Origin of the sequence: Paenibacillus sp. FSL H8-0282 (genome assembly GCF_037963825.1) — a bacterium.
GTDB classification, from domain to species: Bacteria; Bacillota; Bacilli; order Paenibacillales; family Paenibacillaceae; genus Paenibacillus_AQ; species Paenibacillus_AQ odorifer.
The window spans coordinates 2,890,398-2,907,919 of sequence record NZ_CP150146.1 but is presented as its reverse complement, the minus strand read 5'-3'; the positions used below and the strand labels follow the sequence as shown (position 1 = coordinate 2,907,919).

General features: G+C 40.8%; 16 protein-coding genes. 4 read left to right on the top strand and 12 right to left on the bottom strand.

The features are described from left to right. Positions 1 to 2 precede the first annotated feature (2 nt). Positions 3 to 341 (bottom strand): winged helix-turn-helix transcriptional regulator, encoded by a 339-nt coding sequence (locus tag NST94_RS12640; RefSeq protein ID WP_076126032.1) that lies wholly within the window; start codon positions 339 to 341, stop codon positions 3 to 5. Between the two features lie 165 nt (positions 342 to 506). Between NST94_RS12640 and NST94_RS12635 the strand changes: the two genes are divergently transcribed. Further along, the gene (locus NST94_RS12635; protein ID WP_076279085.1) at positions 507 to 1,235 is read left to right on the top strand and encodes an SDR family oxidoreductase; all 729 of its coding nucleotides are present in this window, start codon (positions 507 to 509) and stop codon (positions 1,233 to 1,235) included. Between the two features lie 171 nt (positions 1,236 to 1,406). Here the strand turns inward: NST94_RS12635 and NST94_RS12630 are convergent, their stop codons facing one another. From NST94_RS12630 to NST94_RS12600, 7 genes are all read right to left on the bottom strand, one after another. Beyond that, complete coding sequence (locus NST94_RS12630) at positions 1,407 to 2,798, bottom strand: alpha/beta hydrolase-fold protein (protein ID WP_076304203.1); 1,392 nt, start codon at positions 2,796 to 2,798, stop codon at positions 1,407 to 1,409. Positions 2,799 to 3,311: 513 nt separating this feature from the next. After that, entirely contained in the window at positions 3,312 to 4,034 is a 723-nt protein-coding gene (locus NST94_RS12625) for a sensor domain-containing protein (RefSeq protein ID WP_076217792.1), read from the bottom strand. 155 nt (positions 4,035 to 4,189) lie between these two features. Continuing rightward, a complete protein-coding gene (locus tag NST94_RS12620; protein ID WP_076279087.1) occupies positions 4,190 to 5,329 on the bottom strand; it encodes a toxic anion resistance protein in 1,140 nt (379 codons plus the stop codon). 24 nt (positions 5,330 to 5,353) lie between these two features. Continuing rightward, positions 5,354 to 7,042 (bottom strand): VWA domain-containing protein, encoded by a 1,689-nt coding sequence (locus NST94_RS12615; protein ID WP_076217793.1) that lies wholly within the window; start codon positions 7,040 to 7,042, stop codon positions 5,354 to 5,356. Positions 7,043 to 7,055: 13 nt separating this feature from the next. Continuing rightward, positions 7,056 to 7,799 carry a hypothetical protein gene (locus tag NST94_RS12610; RefSeq protein WP_339173748.1) on the bottom strand — a complete coding sequence of 248 codons (744 nt, stop codon included), beginning with the start codon at positions 7,797 to 7,799 and terminating at the stop codon, positions 7,056 to 7,058. A gap of 151 nt (positions 7,800 to 7,950) precedes the next feature. After that, positions 7,951 to 9,192, bottom strand: a complete 1,242-nt coding sequence (locus tag NST94_RS12605; RefSeq protein ID WP_339282024.1) for a molybdopterin-dependent oxidoreductase — start codon at positions 9,190 to 9,192, stop codon at positions 7,951 to 7,953. A gap of 51 nt (positions 9,193 to 9,243) precedes the next feature. After that, a complete protein-coding gene (locus NST94_RS12600; protein WP_076126224.1) occupies positions 9,244 to 10,122 on the bottom strand; it encodes a LysR family transcriptional regulator in 879 nt (292 codons plus the stop codon). A gap of 115 nt (positions 10,123 to 10,237) precedes the next feature. Between NST94_RS12600 and NST94_RS12595 the strand changes: the two genes are divergently transcribed. Then, positions 10,238 to 11,527: an adenylosuccinate synthase gene (locus NST94_RS12595; protein WP_339282023.1), complete on the top strand. Its 1,290-nt coding sequence runs from the start codon at positions 10,238 to 10,240 to the stop codon at positions 11,525 to 11,527. 142 nt (positions 11,528 to 11,669) lie between these two features. On the opposite strand, the gene NST94_RS12590 is transcribed toward NST94_RS12595, so the two are convergent. Both NST94_RS12590 and NST94_RS12585 read right to left on the bottom strand, forming a co-directional pair. Then, on the bottom strand, positions 11,670 to 11,858 hold the full coding sequence (locus tag NST94_RS12590) for a hypothetical protein (RefSeq protein WP_036686376.1): 189 nt from the start codon (positions 11,856 to 11,858) through the stop codon (positions 11,670 to 11,672). A gap of 119 nt (positions 11,859 to 11,977) precedes the next feature. Next, complete coding sequence (locus NST94_RS12585) at positions 11,978 to 13,219, bottom strand: stalk domain-containing protein (RefSeq protein WP_339282022.1); 1,242 nt, start codon at positions 13,217 to 13,219, stop codon at positions 11,978 to 11,980. 167 nt (positions 13,220 to 13,386) lie between these two features. Between NST94_RS12585 and NST94_RS12580 the strand changes: the two genes are divergently transcribed. Together NST94_RS12580 and thyX are read left to right on the top strand one after the other, a co-directional pair. Beyond that, positions 13,387 to 13,662, top strand: coding sequence for a hypothetical protein (locus NST94_RS12580; protein WP_076301855.1), 276 nt, complete (start codon positions 13,387 to 13,389; stop codon positions 13,660 to 13,662). Between the two features lie 109 nt (positions 13,663 to 13,771). Continuing rightward, positions 13,772 to 14,488: an FAD-dependent thymidylate synthase gene (gene thyX, locus NST94_RS12575; RefSeq protein WP_339282021.1), complete on the top strand. Its 717-nt coding sequence runs from the start codon at positions 13,772 to 13,774 to the stop codon at positions 14,486 to 14,488. A gap of 55 nt (positions 14,489 to 14,543) precedes the next feature. Here the strand turns inward: thyX and NST94_RS12570 are convergent, their stop codons facing one another. Both NST94_RS12570 and NST94_RS12565 read right to left on the bottom strand, forming a co-directional pair. Continuing rightward, positions 14,544 to 15,950 (bottom strand): GNAT family N-acetyltransferase, encoded by a 1,407-nt coding sequence (locus NST94_RS12570; RefSeq protein WP_339282020.1) that lies wholly within the window; start codon positions 15,948 to 15,950, stop codon positions 14,544 to 14,546. Positions 15,951 to 16,322: 372 nt separating this feature from the next. Beyond that, positions 16,323 to 17,459, bottom strand: coding sequence for a hypothetical protein (locus NST94_RS12565; RefSeq protein WP_076301853.1), 1,137 nt, complete (start codon positions 17,457 to 17,459; stop codon positions 16,323 to 16,325). Between the last annotated feature and the right edge of the window lie 63 nt (positions 17,460 to 17,522).

Here is a 17,522-nt window from a genome sequence, read left to right as displayed (position 1 = left end):
CTCTACTTACTTGTATTATTCAAATATTCTTTATGCATCCTACCCCAGCCACACATGCTATCCAAAACTGTAATTAGCGATTTGCCATGTTCTGAAATACTATATTCCACCCTGAGTGGAAGCTCATGATAACTCACCCGGTCGATAAGCTGATCCTCTTCAAGCTCCCGTAATTGTTTAGCTAACGTACCTTGGGAGACATCTGGGATAATCCGTCTAAGTTCACCAAATCGTTTTGTGCCATCTATCAATAAAATAAATAAAATGAGCGGCTTCCACTTTCCACCGATCTTTTCAAGTGTTGTAAGAACCCCGGTTAATCTCGGCTCCAGCAAATCCATGCGATCCCCTCTTTCGATAGTTATATAACTATATGTTCGAACCAGCTAGTACGAAAAATCGTACCTAGTACGAAAAAAGTGCGTACTGTGCAGGTTATATTTTATAGCTAATAATAAAAAACAGAACTTAATAAGTCCAATTAACTATGAACGGAGAAGATAAATATGTCCACTATTTCATTAAAAAACCAGCGCATCGTCATTATCGGAGGAAGCTCCGGAATAGGGCTTGCGACTGCCAAACAAGCGGTTGAACAAGGCGCAGCTGTCATAATCGCTGGGCGTTCACAAGATAAATTAGAGAAAGCTCAACAGCTTCTGGGATTCGATTCTGTTGAAATTCATTCACTAGATAATCAAAATGAACAGGACTTGAAGGATTTCTTTGAAAAAATCGGCGTTTTTGACCATTTGTTCACTCCGGGAGCCTCCTATGTTAGAGGACCGATTACTTCTAGCTTGGAGATTGCACACAGTTGCTTTAATGCAAAGTTCTGGCCGCAATATAATGCTGTAAAGCATGCCATCCCTTTTATCAACCCTACAGGCTCCATTGTTCTTATGTCCGGCGCATTCAGCCAACGTCCACTTGCAGACGGTGCCTCCTATGCAGCTTGTAACGGCGCGATTGAAAGTCTGGGAAAAGCATTAGCAGTAGAATTGGCTCCGATTCGGGTAAATGTCATCTCCCCTGGAACCATTCATACCAACTTTAATTGGGAAGGCGCAGAACAGGAAACTAGAGACAAGGCTTACGACGAATATACGAATATCAATATCCTTGGCAGGGTTGGTCATGCCGACGAAGCAGCACATACAACGATTTATTTGATGACCAATAGCTATACAACAGGAAGTACTTTATTTCCGGATGGGGGATATATTTTGCGATAAAAAACAGCTGAGTCAATAAGTTGGAAACGCTACTTATTGACTCAGCTTCTTTAGTTTAAAGAATCAGGGAGAAATTCCCTGATTATCAGCCAGGGGATCATTTCCCCTTAGTTACGATCATAGTAAATTCAAAAAAGGAGCATAATCTCAGTTGAATTTTAATTTCTATGACTACTTCGTAGTAAAGATTATACGAATTACATCCTCCTGAGTCTCCTTAATTTTATATATACCGATTTTTTCAGCAGCGCTCACTAGCGCTGTGATATACTCAGGAGTTGAATTTATTTTTCGAGCAGAGGCCTTCAGATTAATGGAGAACTCATCCCCGTTCTCGTCAACATCAAGAGATTTCACATAAACTTTAAATACCTTTACATAATGCTCATAGTTAACCAAATGTTCTTCAGTAACACCTTGAAATGAAACATTTACTTTCAAGGATTCCGGCTTCAGGAAGCTCACCTTACCTGCCTTGTCTACCTGCCCTACTTCAGGATTCAACACTTGATATTCAACTCCGTCAAGGATTGTAAAATCCATCCCGTTATCCATAGTGACTAGTAAATTAAGACGTATATCGATAGCTTCTGGTCCGATTAATGTCAGATAGTCACTTACTTCATGCTTGATCGATTGTCCAGCCTCTTTCCCGGCGAACATAATCAATGGACTATGTACACGTCTATTCCATGACTTCTCTTCATGTGTACCCAAACGGTCCATCTGAAAGAATAGATCCTTCCCTAATACAAATCCCTTTGACTTTAGTACAGTTACAAGCGGATCAATTGGCATTCCTTCGGTTACGCCCATGTCGAGCCAAATCTTCAATGCAGGCTTCCCGGACTCTTTCGCCAACTCATCCAATAGACGCCCATTGCTTACCCAAGTGGCAGGGGATAAAGCCCCTATCGCTGAGAAGGTCTCCGGGTGCTGATACCCCATCCATAAAGCCTGAATAGCACCGAATGACGATCCCATTATCATCCGGTGATCCCGATCGGGAATGGTCCGGTAAGCACCATCCACATAGGGAATAACTGTATTGATAAAATATTGGGTAAATTCGGCTGCACTCGCTCCATCCGAAGGAATAGACTCGTCCGGAAATGGAACATACTCCATTCCCCGTTCTGATCCATCACTTGAAGCGACTCCTATCACGATAACCTTCTCCATGGTTCCATCAGCAACGAGCTGATCAATGATCTCCTCAACTCTCCATTCTTTGCCTAAAGAGCTGGTATTTGTATTGAAAATATTCTGCCCATCGTGCATATACACAACAGGATAACGCTCACTGTCAGCTTCATACCCTGCAGGTAAATAAACAAATATTCTCCGCTCACCTATATTTTCTATGTGCACAGTACCTTTTGCCGCCCCCACATTGGTTGGGTTCTCCGATGCATTAGAAGTATTGCTTATCGTTGGATTGGGGGTTGGTGATGTAGCAACTTTTTCATTTACATTTTCGTTACTGGAACATCCCGAAAGCGCTAACAAAACTAATACTGCAAACCCCAAAAAGCTCCATCTAAATAATCCATTTGAATGCATAGAACCCCTCCTGATTTTTTGTTCAAACGTTTTCACAACTCTTATTATACAGGATTTATATGGGATTATGAACATTTTTTCACAAGTTGGAAAGCGTTATAAAGCGCTCAAGTTTAATTGTATTTCATACAACTATAATTCAATAGAACGCTCGATCACTGGATATAAGTGTATTTCATGCAGCTATTTTCTGAAATTACTCCCTTATAAGTGGATTCTCTAGTTTTTAGTTGTATAAAGTGCAGTTAAAGTCAGGATTATTCTTTTAGCACTCGAAATAACTGCACAAAGTACAGCTATTTCGCACATTCCATCAACATCCCTCACCAGTAACCGACACTAAAAAAAACAAAGAAGCAGTCAGGCAGCCTCCACTAGCTCATCATTTGCAAAAGCAAACCTCCCCGCAGACCAAAAACACCAGACAGTGATTCTCCACGAACTGAAGGATCATTGTCTGGTGTTTTATTCAGATTCAGTAAGGGTTGTTTGGAGACAATCTCTTCTTTCCAATTAGTACTGTTGTCTTTCCTCGTAGGATACGAACAGCATTCTACGTTGCACATCCATAAGCATACGAATTACCCAACTTGCTAACAAGGCAACAACAAATCCAGCTACTACATAGGAGATATATTGTTGGGATAATGTCCAGTCGATCTGGAACAAAGCAAACACACTATTCTCTAAAATGTTCAAATCCATGGTTTGCAAGAAAATCTGGTGCAGCACAGGTAGTGTAATCAGGCCCAGTGCAGCCGCTACTACAGTTACTGTTATTGAAAAGAAAATAATACTGGATACGAATCGACCCATAATCAGCATGACGTTACGGGCAAACTTCGCTCCATGAAAACCTAACTTCATTCGTTGCAGGAAGCCCGCTCCCTCTAGCTGCATATCCGATCTGGCCTCTTCACTAGGTCTAGGAATATCTAACAATGATCTGACCAGCTCTTGCTCAAATTGTACGATGTAATCCAATCCCTTAGCTACTGCAAAAAACAAAGGAATTCCGATGAATATTGGGGTTAACGCAATGGATAACGTCAGCCCTGTCACCATAAACACGAAATATACAATCGTAAGCGGTAAAGAGATTAAGAAGTATAAAATACTCCGATATGTCTTTGGACTTGCTCCACGTTTGCGCGTTTTAGATTGGGGTTGTGATTCTGCTGGAATATGCATGGAATCAAGAGCTCCCATCGGCATAGTGTATAACTTATCATTCATTTCTATTGTCCTTCCTCTCACGTTTTTCAATTAATCTCATTATACGTGGGAAAAAGAAGGCTCAAAACAGTCTTGGGGCTGGAGTCATACCAGACTAAAGGCTAGGATTTGTTGCTTCGAAGCGCATAATTAACCAGATTTATGATTTTGCTAGGCTACAACCCCAACTTATTTCCCTTTTCCAGCCGTACAATCTGCTGTTCGCCATTATCTGCCAGCTCTCTGAACTGATTAATGGTTTCACGCATTTTGGGGAGAGCTTCCTGCTTATAAGTACTGATGGAATCGAGAGCGGATAGCACATCTGTAAAAGCTTGCTTTAATGTATCCACTGAAATACTTGATTCTAACGACTGTTTATGGATTTCCGCCCCTTGGTTTTTCAACATTTTTGAGGTACCGCTGATCAGGCTATCGGTGGTTTGATTTAAAAGTTCGATCTTTTTCAAAACAATTCGTTGATTATACAGCGCACTAGCTACCGTAACCGATATTTTCAAGGCAGACACGGTAACATTTCTAGCTCTGTCCACCCCTCTGATCAGCTCTTTATTATTTCGAATAACCACCTCTATGGCCATAATTCCTTGTTGATTCACTACAAGCATCTGTTGCAAATCCATGACACGCTGCCGCAACGGAAAAAGCACTTCTTCTGTAATGAACCGAACTTTCTCCTCATCCTCATCACGCAGCTTAGCCGCTTCCAGTTGCGTCTCTATTTCCTGATCCATCAGCATGCCGAGCTGAATTTCTTTTTGTAGCTTTTTTGTAAGTTCCCGAAGTGCCTGTTGCTCAAATTCCAGCGTAGTATTGTCGTTCTTCAAAACGGTCTTACCCTTGTCTAAAGAAATTATAATATCTGAAATGACAGCATCCGCCTTTTGATATTTAGCAAAATAACTACGTAATGGATTAAAGAACTTCCCAAGAAAACCCGTCTTGGCAAAATCTACTGCACTGGGATCCAAATCCTTCAGCTGGAGATTAAGCTCCGTCAAACCTTTTGCTACTTGGCCGCCTTCATCCCCTGTCTTTGATAAATTCCCCACTGAAACCTGCAACAGGGAGTTTTTGTCCGAAGAGGATCTCATCGTTTCCATACCGAAGCTATCAATGGATTGCAGCACCGCTTTCCGCTTATCCAGTGACTCTAAATTCAGATCCAGAATGGCGGAGACATTGTTTACTGCCAGTGTTTTCAGTTGTGATACTTCCTCAGGCTCAGGTTTGACCTGCTCTTCAATTACTGATTTCAGCTTTTCCTGACTTACGACTTCCATAGTAAACGACATAGAACCCCTCCTATAAAAAATAGCTTACATTTGAACATTGAGCAGGTTGCCGATTTTATAGACTACATCATCTGTATCTGCATTGATGTTGGCCGCTTCATTTATACTCGAAATACTCTCAAGCGCCTTGATATTCGCATTGTAGCCAATCGTGTAAATCGGGATTTTGTAGGTCTCAATAAGACCTCTGATATCATTCAAGGAATGCCCTTCATTGGTCTCTCCATCACTTAATACAAAGATCAACGGCTTCAAATCCGGATTTAGCTGTAATTCCGTTTGAAGCATATGGATGGCTACCGCGATCCCGTCAAAAGTAGCCGTCCCCCCATTTGCTTGTAGACTGTCAATCGCACCAACAAACATGGACTGCTGGTTCGTGTCATATTTTCCAATCGGAAGATTGATTGTAACGTTATCAGAGTAAGAGACAAAACCAATGCTGTTATCCTTGCCCAAGTACTTCTGGCCTGTTAATAAAGATTGCTTTAAGCGGTTCAAAGGTTCCCCGTTCATACTTCCTGAGACATCTGCCACAAATACTGCGGCGATAGGTTTATTGCCATTTTTCTTCTCTTTCCACAGCTTCTGAGCTGAGGATATGAGACTGCCATCCACTGTACTAAGCTCTGATTGGTAATCATTAAGACCATTGAAGCCTTTTTTCTCACCCAGCTCCTGGTATTTATCCTGTTCAACAAACTCAGCAAACTTCTTAATAATATCGAGTTTTTCCTGAGGAAGATCACCCAAAGCATAAAGCGGGCTGTCATGTCTTACACCAAAAGGAGTGAATACATACCCCCCTTTCAAATCTGTTGCATTCACAAAAATCTGGTATTCTAAGACAAAAGCATCAAGCTTACCGGTTTTTGCAGCCTCTCGCATCTGTAAAGTGGTTGAGGCAATAAAGGGAACATTTGCTTGGAATTTCTCAAAGCCCTGCACCGCTTGCTCACCAAGTAAGTCTGAACCGCCAAACGTCCCAAGCGCTGTTACCAGAAAGTTTAAACCCGTAGAACTGGCAAAAGGGTCGGTATAGCCCATTGATAATTCATTATTTGCTATGGCGTCTGTAACCGTCTTAACGTTTAAAGAACCGTATTTCTCTATTAGTTCATCATATTTCGCCTTACTGGTAACAATACCAGCTACATTTCCTACAAGGCGTTTAGTGATTAGCTGAGTGTTCATCCCGTTTGCTTTTACCATTTCGCCCCACAACTCATTTGATGGGGTAAAGGCATCTGGCACATACTTCCCAGATCTTATGTAATCTGTCGCTGTACCTGAAGCAATATTACGGATTTTCACAGAAACGTGACTCCCGTTCACCTCAATATTAGAGTTGTTAAAATCTGTGGCAACTTCATTTAGCCAACCATCATTACCCGTTCCTGATTTCTCTGTAGAAGAGAATATCTCTACAAAGCTATCTGTTGTATTGTCTACGGATACAGGAAACTTTGAGATATCTGGTAATGAATCCCCAATCGCAACAGGATCCAGGTCAATCTGGCCTTTAATTTGCTCAGCAGTGGTCACGTTTATGTTCTTATATAGCTTCTCAAGCTGCTTCCCCGCATCTTCGGAAGAAATCTGGGTTTTGGTTTTTCCTATATTAGAAGTCAAGGTGATTCCAAAATACACGAGAGCAAAAACTACCACCGTAATGGTCCCTAAAACTGCTACTGTTTTTCCTTTATTAGCCATACACATCTCCCCTTCATTGCTTATAGAATTTCGTCTGCTTGATCAGCTCATCGATTTCCTTCATACAAGGCATCTCTTCAACATCTGTATAATCTGTACTGTCAAGTAGCGATATTTCCAGCAGCAGCTTATCCAGCTTCAGCAGAATCTCTTCATTTGCCCCAAGATACCCTGTTACGTAGGCTAAATATTCATTGTACAAAGCTGTCTTTTTTTGCACCAGTTTATCTGAGAACTGCGAGGGTCTATGCTGGCTGGAGAAAAGGGTGAACTCTGAGGCATCAAATACACTGAGTTTATTCAGAATCCCTCGAATGTTCAGGTAAAAAAGCTTTGCTACTTCATAACTGACTGCATTAAATTTTTTGAAGCTAAGTTCAGTGGATTCGAATCTCTGACCTAAAACATCTAACAAGGTACTTCTCTTCTTTTCCATCCGGGATATCTGATCTAGAGCAAGCGCAATGTCTTTTTTCAGCACTTTGACATTTTTGTATTGAGTAAGCGCGGCTATATAATCCTCATAAGATTTCAGTGTTTTCACAGCAGGGATAGATGAAGGTTTAAACAATAAAATATAACTTCCGTAAAGAACAACAAGTAGACTAACAAACAACAATGTCACACCTAAAGCTATTTCAAATACACTGGTTCCTCCGATTTCCACCCCTAATAAACCTGGTGACAACACGATAATGTTCAGTAGTACCACACCGAGAATAAGTCCCAACAGCTTTATGGCTCTAAACCCGTTCATCACAACCACCTCCTGCATCCAGTCACTTCTATTGTATGGAGCAATTTCTGTTATTACGTCTCTTCATTTGCTATATGCTAAAAAAATAAGGAATTAGTCAACAAAAAAACCTTAACAGGCAATAAGCCCATTAAGGTTAACGATCCCTATTTTATACCCACGCATCATTTGAATACCCGCGTTGCTCCCAATATCCCGTATGATCGCCTTCGATCAGCTCAATCCGATTCAGCCACTTCACAGACTTGTATGCGAACATCTTCGGAACGATTAACCGTACAGGACCGCCGAGATCGCTAGGAATCGGCTTTCCATCATGCATTACCGCGACCAGCACATCATCCATGTCGGCTTGTTCCAATGTGAGCGTATCCGTGTATACACCATCACCCGAATAGAATTTCACAGTCTTAGCTGTGGGCTTCACACCGGCCTGACTCAAAAGATCTTTTAGCTTGATTCCTTCCCAGGTATTCTTATAGACTGACCAGCCTGTCACACAGTGAAAATCACTCACCTGAACGGTCCGGTTCAGCTTTACGAACTGTTCCCAGTTCCACTTGAAATTCTGCTCCACAAGCCCATCTATCGTAAAAGACCAATTATTGTTCGTAAACTCCGGAATCGGAGTGACTGTATAAACACGGAATTGACCTTGCGCCCCTCCTCCGAGAGGGGGTGAGGATGCCGCCAGTGGCTGGGGTGCAGGCAACAACTGATTACGATCACTTTCGATCAGCTTATCAATTGTTTCGCTGCCCCCGATATTTCCAATTGAACTGCCGAGCCATTTTATAAACGATGGACCTATAGTGACCGCAAGCCCAACACCAATCGATCCGCGTATGAAAGCTCTACGTGTATAAACCGGCTGCGGGGTTTCCCGATGATTCGAAGGGCTACCTGTCTCAATGCCGCTTTTCACTACTCGCCGGCTCGGTTCTTTAAGCCATTTTACCCGAGTCAAAGAATGATAAATAATATAAGGAAGGCCTATCCAGGTCAATAAGTCATGGACGACCAGAGCAACGTTCGATACATGTGGACCCACCACGCGGAATTGCCAGAGTAGTACTCCTGAAACGAACCAGCCGAGCAGCAATGAAAGTACAACGATTACATTAAAACGTTGCCAAGGCCGCTCCTTCAGTTGTTTCCAATGTTTCCCTGCCAGCAGCAAATAATAAATAACCGGAATAATCGAAGCAACACCGACCACGATATGAAGCCCTTTGATCCATACTCTGCCTTCCCCTAAGAAGCCACGCCAGAAGCCACCTACAAGTACAAGTCCTGTGAGCGTGAGCAACACAACCAGCCAGCCATTCCAGGTATGAAGCGCCCGAAGCTTTTTCCCGTATCCCTTGCGCAGCCGAGCCAGTAAAGAATTCATTACCTTTCCTCCTCTTCACTAGGTATGCTCAAATAGCTCTTTATCCTGATTCTACTCTAATAATGTTAGAAAAGACTTTGAAGCAGCTGTAAGAGGAACTCCACGCAGGGTAGCAATTCCTATGTTACGTTCTGGCAAAGGTGGGTCCAGAGGAATCTCGACAAGCTCACCTTTCTTCAATTCTTCGGTTACGTAATCACGAATAACAAAAGCAAGGCCAAAACCACGTTTCGCAAACTGAACAAGCAAATCCACACTTCCCAGTTCAAATTCAGGTGTAATCGTCAGATGATTAGAAGCTAAAAACTGATCCATATACTTTCTGGTGCTCCCACCCGCTTCTAAGCATAACAACGGATACTGCTGAATGTCTGCAAGCGGCATGGTCTTGTCCGCCAAATGACGAAAACCTTTGCCCCCTACCAGGCAATCTTGAAGCTGAGTACTTTTGCGAAAATCAATCTGTTTATCAGATGTCGGCAAGCTGACGATACCAAAATCAATTTTCCCTTCTTTTAAAAGCGTAAGTGTTTCTGGTGTCGTTCGATTCGTAATATGAATGCGGATATTGGGAAATTGTTCATGAAATTGCTCCAAATAAGGCAACAGATAATATTTGCATAAGGTATCACTTGCTCCGATATGAATCTCGCCGCTGTTCAGATTGTTCATATCTGCGATCGCTCTTTCGCCCATGTCTACATGATGAAAGGCTTGCTCAATAAAGCTAAGCAGTACTTTTCCTTCTGTTGTTAGATCGACCCCGCGAGAAGTGCGAAAAAATAACGGGCCGCCCATTTTTTCTTCCAATTGTTTAATCGTGTGACTTACTGCCGGTTGTGTAATATTGAGTCGTTCTGCCGCAGCAGTTAAACTCCCAGTATTCGCTACCCAATAAAAAGAGCGATACCACTCCAAATTAATGTCCATCCCCACGTCATTACTCCACCTTATAATAGATATAACTTATATCAATTTTTCTAATGATTTAACTAGCATTATACTTAGTCCTGTAGCCAAAAACAAGCTTGGGAGGCGAAAACGCGTGACCATAATTGCAATTGTAGGAGCAAACTGGGGCGACGAAGGAAAAGGAAAAATGACGGATGTGCTAGCTGCACAATCTTCCTTTGTCGTTCGTTTTCAAGGTGGTAGTAATGCTGGGCATACCATCATAAACCAATATGGAAAATTTTCATTGCATATGCTGCCATCTGGGGTATTTTATCCTTCCGTTACAAACATTATTGGACCCGGAACAGCACTTGATACAGAAGTATTAATAAAAGAATTGAAAGCTTTAACGGATAGAGGTGTGCCAAAGCCTAGATTATTCGTATCCGAACGGGCGCAAATCGTGCTTCCAATCCATCGTTTGTTTGATGAACTAGAAGAGGAACGTCTGGGATCTCAAGGATTCGGTTCAACTAAACGAGGAATCGCACCATTTTACGCAGATAAATATGCAAAGCTAGGCATACAGGTAGCGGATTTATTTGATACCGCCCGACTTGAGAAACGTCTTGAACAATTACTCGCTTCCAAAAATATCTTACTTGAGCATTTATATAAGAAAGCGCCGATCCAAATCTCGGAATTAATGATTCAGCTGCAAGAAGAAGCTGCACAGCTAGCGCCTTATGTAGCCAATACAACAGACTTGCTGCAAGAGGCTTATGCTAAGGGAGAGACTATCTTACTTGAAGGTCAGCTTGGGGCTCTGCGTGATCCTGATCACGGTATTTATCCTTACTCCACCTCCTCTTCAACACTTGCCGGGTTTGCACCTGTCGGTGCCGGTCTTCCTGCAGCAGCTATCACGAATGTCATCGCTGTAACCAAGGCCTATTCCAGTTGTGTCGGCGCTGGACCTTTTGTTACGGAATTAGAAGGGCCCGTTGCGGATGAACTTCGTACAAGAGGTGGCGATGCCGGGGAATTCGGGGCTACGACTGGCCGTCCTAGACGTATGGGCTGGTTTGATGCTGTAGCTACTCGTTACGGTTGCCAAATGCAGGGTGCCACTGAAGTCGTGTTGACTAATCTTGACGTGCTTGGTTATTTGGATGAGATTCCAGTTTGTGTGGCTTATGAGCTTGAAAATGGAGAGATCACCGACAAGTTCCCGGCTACGAATAAACTGAACTCTGCAAAACCGATATTCACGCATTTATCTGGCTGGAACTGCGATATCTCTCAGATCACCGACTTCGAAGATCTGCCAGAACAAGCTAAGCTTTACATTGATTTTATTGAAACCTCTATTGGCACGCGTATTACTACGATTTCCGTGGGTCCTAGACGCGAACAGGTCATTAATCGGATAACGAAATAATCATATACGTACTAAATCTCTGTAGAATTTAAAAGAAGCGCCTCTCTTATTAGAGAAGCGCTTCTTTGTTTTATTCATGAGAAGGGCTGCCTCATACGTAGAAAAATCCACTTTTGAGACAGCCTCTTTTTGTGTACTCTTTTTAAATCAACACGGCATCCACTTTCGTCTGCGGAGCCTTGTCACAGCGTTTACAGACCTTAACGACTGCTCCATCCGTTTTTTTCTTGGGATAAAGCAGCTTAATACGGGTGTTCTGACAGATTGGACAAGTCCCCCTGCCCCTTGATGGTAAATTCCAAAGTGCATGTCCACGTTTTGACTTTGCCATGAATAAACCCCTCATTTCGGCCAACAATAGTCAACACTTTAATTCTGAAAGTGCTTCTCCAAAATGATATGTCGCAAAGACAGGCTCTATGACTAAAGTAACGCAGAAGTTAGGAAGAATTAATTCGTATAAATCATGGAGACAACACCGTTCGTAAAGGTAACATAGTTATAATTACCATACTGCCAGGTCTCCACTTGAATGCCACTACCTGATAGTGTGGATTTACTTATTGGCTTACCCCAACTAAACTCCACTTGCTGCTTGGTCATCCCAGTAGCAACTATGCTCTTTTTAATCTTACTCCAAATCGCATCTGACCACTTATAGGTCTTAAATGGATCCGTTGTTAAGAAATATTCTTTATTTCCTAATGTACGGATCAACTCATCCCCCGACATTGTATAAGAGTTAAGAATTTGCCCCGTTGATAAAACCTTAAATGAAATGGCGAATTCACCTTCATAATCAGGTAGAATATCTACAATAGTGACTTTTTGGAACTTATAATCGGAGTCAAATTGATTGAGCCAATATGTTTTTCCAATGAACTTAACGAGGTTTCCTTGTTCTTCCTTCTTAAAAATCTGCGCAGTTTGTTTCGTATAGGCGAACAACTCTGCTTTGCCGAAGTAGATCTCCATCGTCTGATAATTTCCATCCCAAATTAACTCTGCTGACAGTGCAGTCTTTAAAAGCGTGGCAGGAAAAACTGTAGATCCGTCGATCTTTTGCACTTTACCACTCATTTTGACCTTCGCACCATTCACCATTGCAATATCGCTTCCGAGTTGAAGCTGTATTGGCAAATCACCTAGACGAATGCTAAAGATTTTAGTTGCTGTATTAACTTGGACTGTTGCTCCCAACGTTTGAAAAACCGATTGAACCGGCAAATACATTGTTCCATTAACAAATGCACCTTGATCAATATCATGGTCCGCACTGATCGAAACTTTTATTGTTTTGGAATCTGATCCTGAAATGACCGTTACGTTCGTTTCTCCTACCGCTAAGGCTTTCATTGTGCCATCGGCTTGCTTTTGCAGCAAATAAGGTTTTTCAATTACGACATTTGCTTGAGCTAACGGAACGCGTTCAGATATGCCATCGGCATCTTTAGCATAGATTTGTACCGGAACATTGTCCCCAACAGTGATTTCGGTAGCATCCATCTGAAAAATCAAATCTTCAACCTGCGGATTGCCTTCATTGTATGATGACGAAACTGAACTGGCATTCCGTAAAATACTACCTTGATCGTAATCGACGTTACGCGTATCTGCCGCCTTCACTGTATGTATTGGACCCAACATAGATACTGCTAACGCTGCAGTGATGCTCCATTTAATAGCTTTCATTTTCCTTACATCCCCCTCTAAATATATAAACCTTAATTACTGTATCACAATTCCACAATTTTACTAGAGAAAAATTTACAGAAATATTTTTTTGTATTTCTAGTGAATTTACTCCGTGATAATTACAGAGTCTTCCATTATAATCATGGATTAGGAGGTGTTAGCACATGGAAATAATAGCCGACAGATTGATATTAAGAGATTATACAAGCGATGATTTTTCTTTTTATGAAGAACTGGAACTTAATCCTTTGTCTCACAAATATGAAAACACCGCACCAGATGCAAAACAAATTGAAGAGAACTTCCTTTCGATTCTGACTCAGACTACCAGCGATCCGCGTGAGCATTATGATCTAGCAGTATGTACTAAGCAAAATAGGACACCCATGGAGTCGTTGCATATGCCAATGCAGAGAATCTTCAATCTGAAAAAGTTATGATTAGAGCAGGAATGATTAGGGATGGAATCCTCAGAGAGACTAGATTTTGCAATCAACAATGGTGTGACGAACTCATTTACTCTGCTTTGGAAAAGGAGGCTACATTAAATTGACAACAATCAAAGTTTTAAATGAAGGTTATGTAAGATTAGTAGATCATATGGGCTCAGATTTAACGGTTGCTAACGCTGCGCGTGTTTCTTATGCTAAACAATCTTTTGAGCTTAGTGATCGGGATGTCAAACTAATAAAATTCCTTGCCCGTGAAGGACATACCTCTCCTTTCCGCCATGCCATCACTCAATTTGAGGTTTATGCCCCATTAATGGTTGCGAGACAGTGGTGGAAATACGTAGTCGGTTCTGCTCATTACGAAGGTACTGGAGATAGCTTGGAAGCCTGGAACGAATCCAGCCGAAGATACATAACAGAAGAACCCGTTTTTTATCAACCTGCTGCGGGAGAATGGAGATCCAAACCAGAGAATTCCAAACAAGGCAGTGGTGACATCATTGCATGGGAGCTTGGTGAAAAATACACCCGCGAGCTTCAAGAATACACCGAGTTAGGATTATCTAAGTATGAAGCAGCTTTAGCAGATGGCATATGTGCTGAACAAGCAAGACTGTTTCTACCTGTTTATGGATTATTCGTTCGTTGGTACTGGACAGCTTCAGTTCAATCTATAGCTCATTTTTTAAATCAAAGACTGGAGCATGACGCTCAGAAAGAAATTCAGGAGTATGCAAAAGCAATTTTATCGCTAATTGAGCCACTATTCCCTGTCTCTTTTGATCAGCTGCTGACTACCGGCTCTGTAGATTAATTTAATTTCCTTATATAAAAAAAGAGCCGCCAAACCCTTGGCGGCTTCTCCCTTTTCACACTACCAACCCTCGTATAACTTCAAACTCGTCCCTACTGACTTCAACGAACCCGAGTGATGTATATAAATTCGAAGCACGTTCGTTCTCGATCCGATGGCCAATAACGATTTTGTCGCAATGGTGTTCTGCTTTAATATAACGAATTAAGGTATCCATACCCGTTCTGCCTAAACCCCTGTTCTGGTATTTCTGGTCAATCATAAAAGCCATAATCCAATAACTTCCGTCCTCAGGATCTATGCTATACACAGAGAAACCTACCAATTCTTCATCTGCGTATAAAGCGAGCGGGGTCATACCACAATAAGCTGCTTCTGCTAACCAATAGACCACCGGTACAGGAAAAATAGCCTTTTGCTCATCCGATACTTCTAATTGAGTACAAGCGTACCAGTTTTTTTCAGTGATATCCTTCAGCACTATATGTGGTTGAAAGCCGGTTCGTAATCGGTCACAAACTCTTTCTAATTTCAGTTTAAGCTGTTTCGCCCAATCCGGGAAAATAGAATCATCCGTATTCTCCATACACCGAAGTAATCTAGCAAAACTGTATAAGTCTGCAAATCTTTGAAATTCAGGTATCAACTTCATATACTCATCATCTAGCTGCTTAACCGATCTATATCCACTAATAAAATGGTCAATGTTTCTTCTACTTTCATCATCATCCGATTCCGTCAGGTCTCTTAACGCCGATGTAATATCCATCGCAAACCAGTGATACATAGAATCATCAAAATCGATGGCACTGTAGCGGGATTCTTCTTGCATATAAAAGATATTATCCATCTCAAAATCATAATGTACGAGCCCCGTATGCCCCACTCCAAAAGGGAGCTCTGATAGCCAAGCTTCAATCCGCTCATATTCCTTAAACGCCTTATGCTCCTCAGGATGCCTGCTCAATACGGAATAAATAAAATTCAATGAATCGACCCAGCTTTTGCGATAAGGTGTGCTCGGTGCATAGGTTTCCGAACAATTATGCAGACGTGCAAGCGATTGGCCCCATTGATAAAAATGAGGTTCCTTCATCTCATCAAGTGAAACATATTCACCCTGAGCCTGTTCAAAAACTACCCCGTGGTATCGCCCGTGATCCGTTAACAACGTTTCAATCCAATTGCCAGACTTAGAACGCACAGGAGCGACGGTCTCATAACCTTGCTCTAATAAATACATCATAAAATCCAGCTCTGCCTGGATATTGTCTGCAGAATTATCCTCTTCATGAGTAAACCTTAAATAAAAGCGTTTACCATTCCACTGAAAGCTATAAATAAAATTGCTGCTGGCCCTTACCATCTTTAAGGTTCCAGGCTCATGATTCCAATACTTAATCATCTCTTTAGCAGGAAGATCGTTCTCCGTTCCCCGCACCATGTTCATTAAAGTCATCATTGTCCGATAGTGCCTCCCATAGCCAATGAGGGTGTTCTTCTCTTACGAATACTGACCTCTCTCGGACTTCTTAATGTTGTTGTGCGTACTCAAACATCATCACTCCTTATGAATAGATTAGGGGCGAATGATAGATCCGACTGTTCACTCACCATCCCCAAAAACATTATCGGTAAATTTTTCTATTTGATCAAGAAAAAAATTCAGGAAAGATTATAGTAAAAACAAATAATCCTTATATTTCCTTTATTTGCTTTTCGATACAGATGAAAAAAGCTCCCATCCTCCGACAAGTTGCTTTCTTAACACTTTACTGTTAACAAATACTATTTTGTACTTTCCTTTATTCTTCAACGCTTTACCTTATAAAACTCATGATAAAACTTCCTGAGCATCTGTGTCTTTTTTTTTATTTAAAAACGAGATTGTACTAATAAAATCAAAACTTTCTTCCAATATTTGGTATAGGGCATCTTCGGATTCTAAAACATTTTCCAATAGTTTCTCCATTTTCTCATCACATAAGAAATCATTTTTCATATATTTTTTCGTCAAAGTATTTTTTATTAACTCCCACTTCACTAAATTCTCTTCAATAGCATCAACCAGTTTTTGAATGGATAGACAATATGGGAGATTGTTCAAAAATAATAATAGTATTTTCTTTCTACCAATGTTCCTGTTAAAAATGGTTCTAGACAAGGAAAACACGTCATGATCTCTGTTTTTTATAGCATCATTCAATTGGATTTGTCCCTTACTATATAAATCAATGAATTTCCGAAGCATATTTCTTCCAAGATACACTATTCGCTCATCCTTGTTATCAATCATTTTGGATTTATAGTTTTTTATAGATTGATCAATTATATAAGGTATTCTAGTGTTTAAATTTTTCAACTCAGAATAATTAGGCTTTAGAGTACAACATCTAAACTGGTAGTTAAAAGCATTTAAAAAACTTGATTTGAAATCAATCCCTATACTTTTATTGCTTGGATAAGCTTTGAATCGCTTATTATAGTTAACATAATTATCCATATAATAAAACTCATCACTTGTCTGACCTAACAGTAAGAAAAAATGATTGTCAACCACATCGAGTTCTTCTATACTCGAATTTTCTTTAAAAGTCTTGTAAAATGGAACCAGTTTCATAATTGTATTTACTAAAACAGTCTCCCCTTTACAAAGTAATGATTCGATATATTGTATTGCTTTTGGACCATCGTTTTTCAGCTCTAATCCATTGTTCATAATGACATAACAAGTAGGACTTTTTATATCATTTATTTGAATATCTAATATTGTTTCTTCATTATCAGTAATTAATATCATAGAAAAATCATCAATATAAGCACTCATTAAGAGTTCTGGATCTTCAAGATTATCTTTAAGAATAAAATAAATATTTCTAGTTAAACAATTGCCTAGATCTTGAATTATTTCATTGGGTCTGCCACTTGAATCATAATAATATTCTGCTTCAAGCACTTGATTAGATACCAATATCTAGACCTCCTTTTGCTGAAATTATCATCATTAGGATGGAAACAAAGACTTACTCGGTAT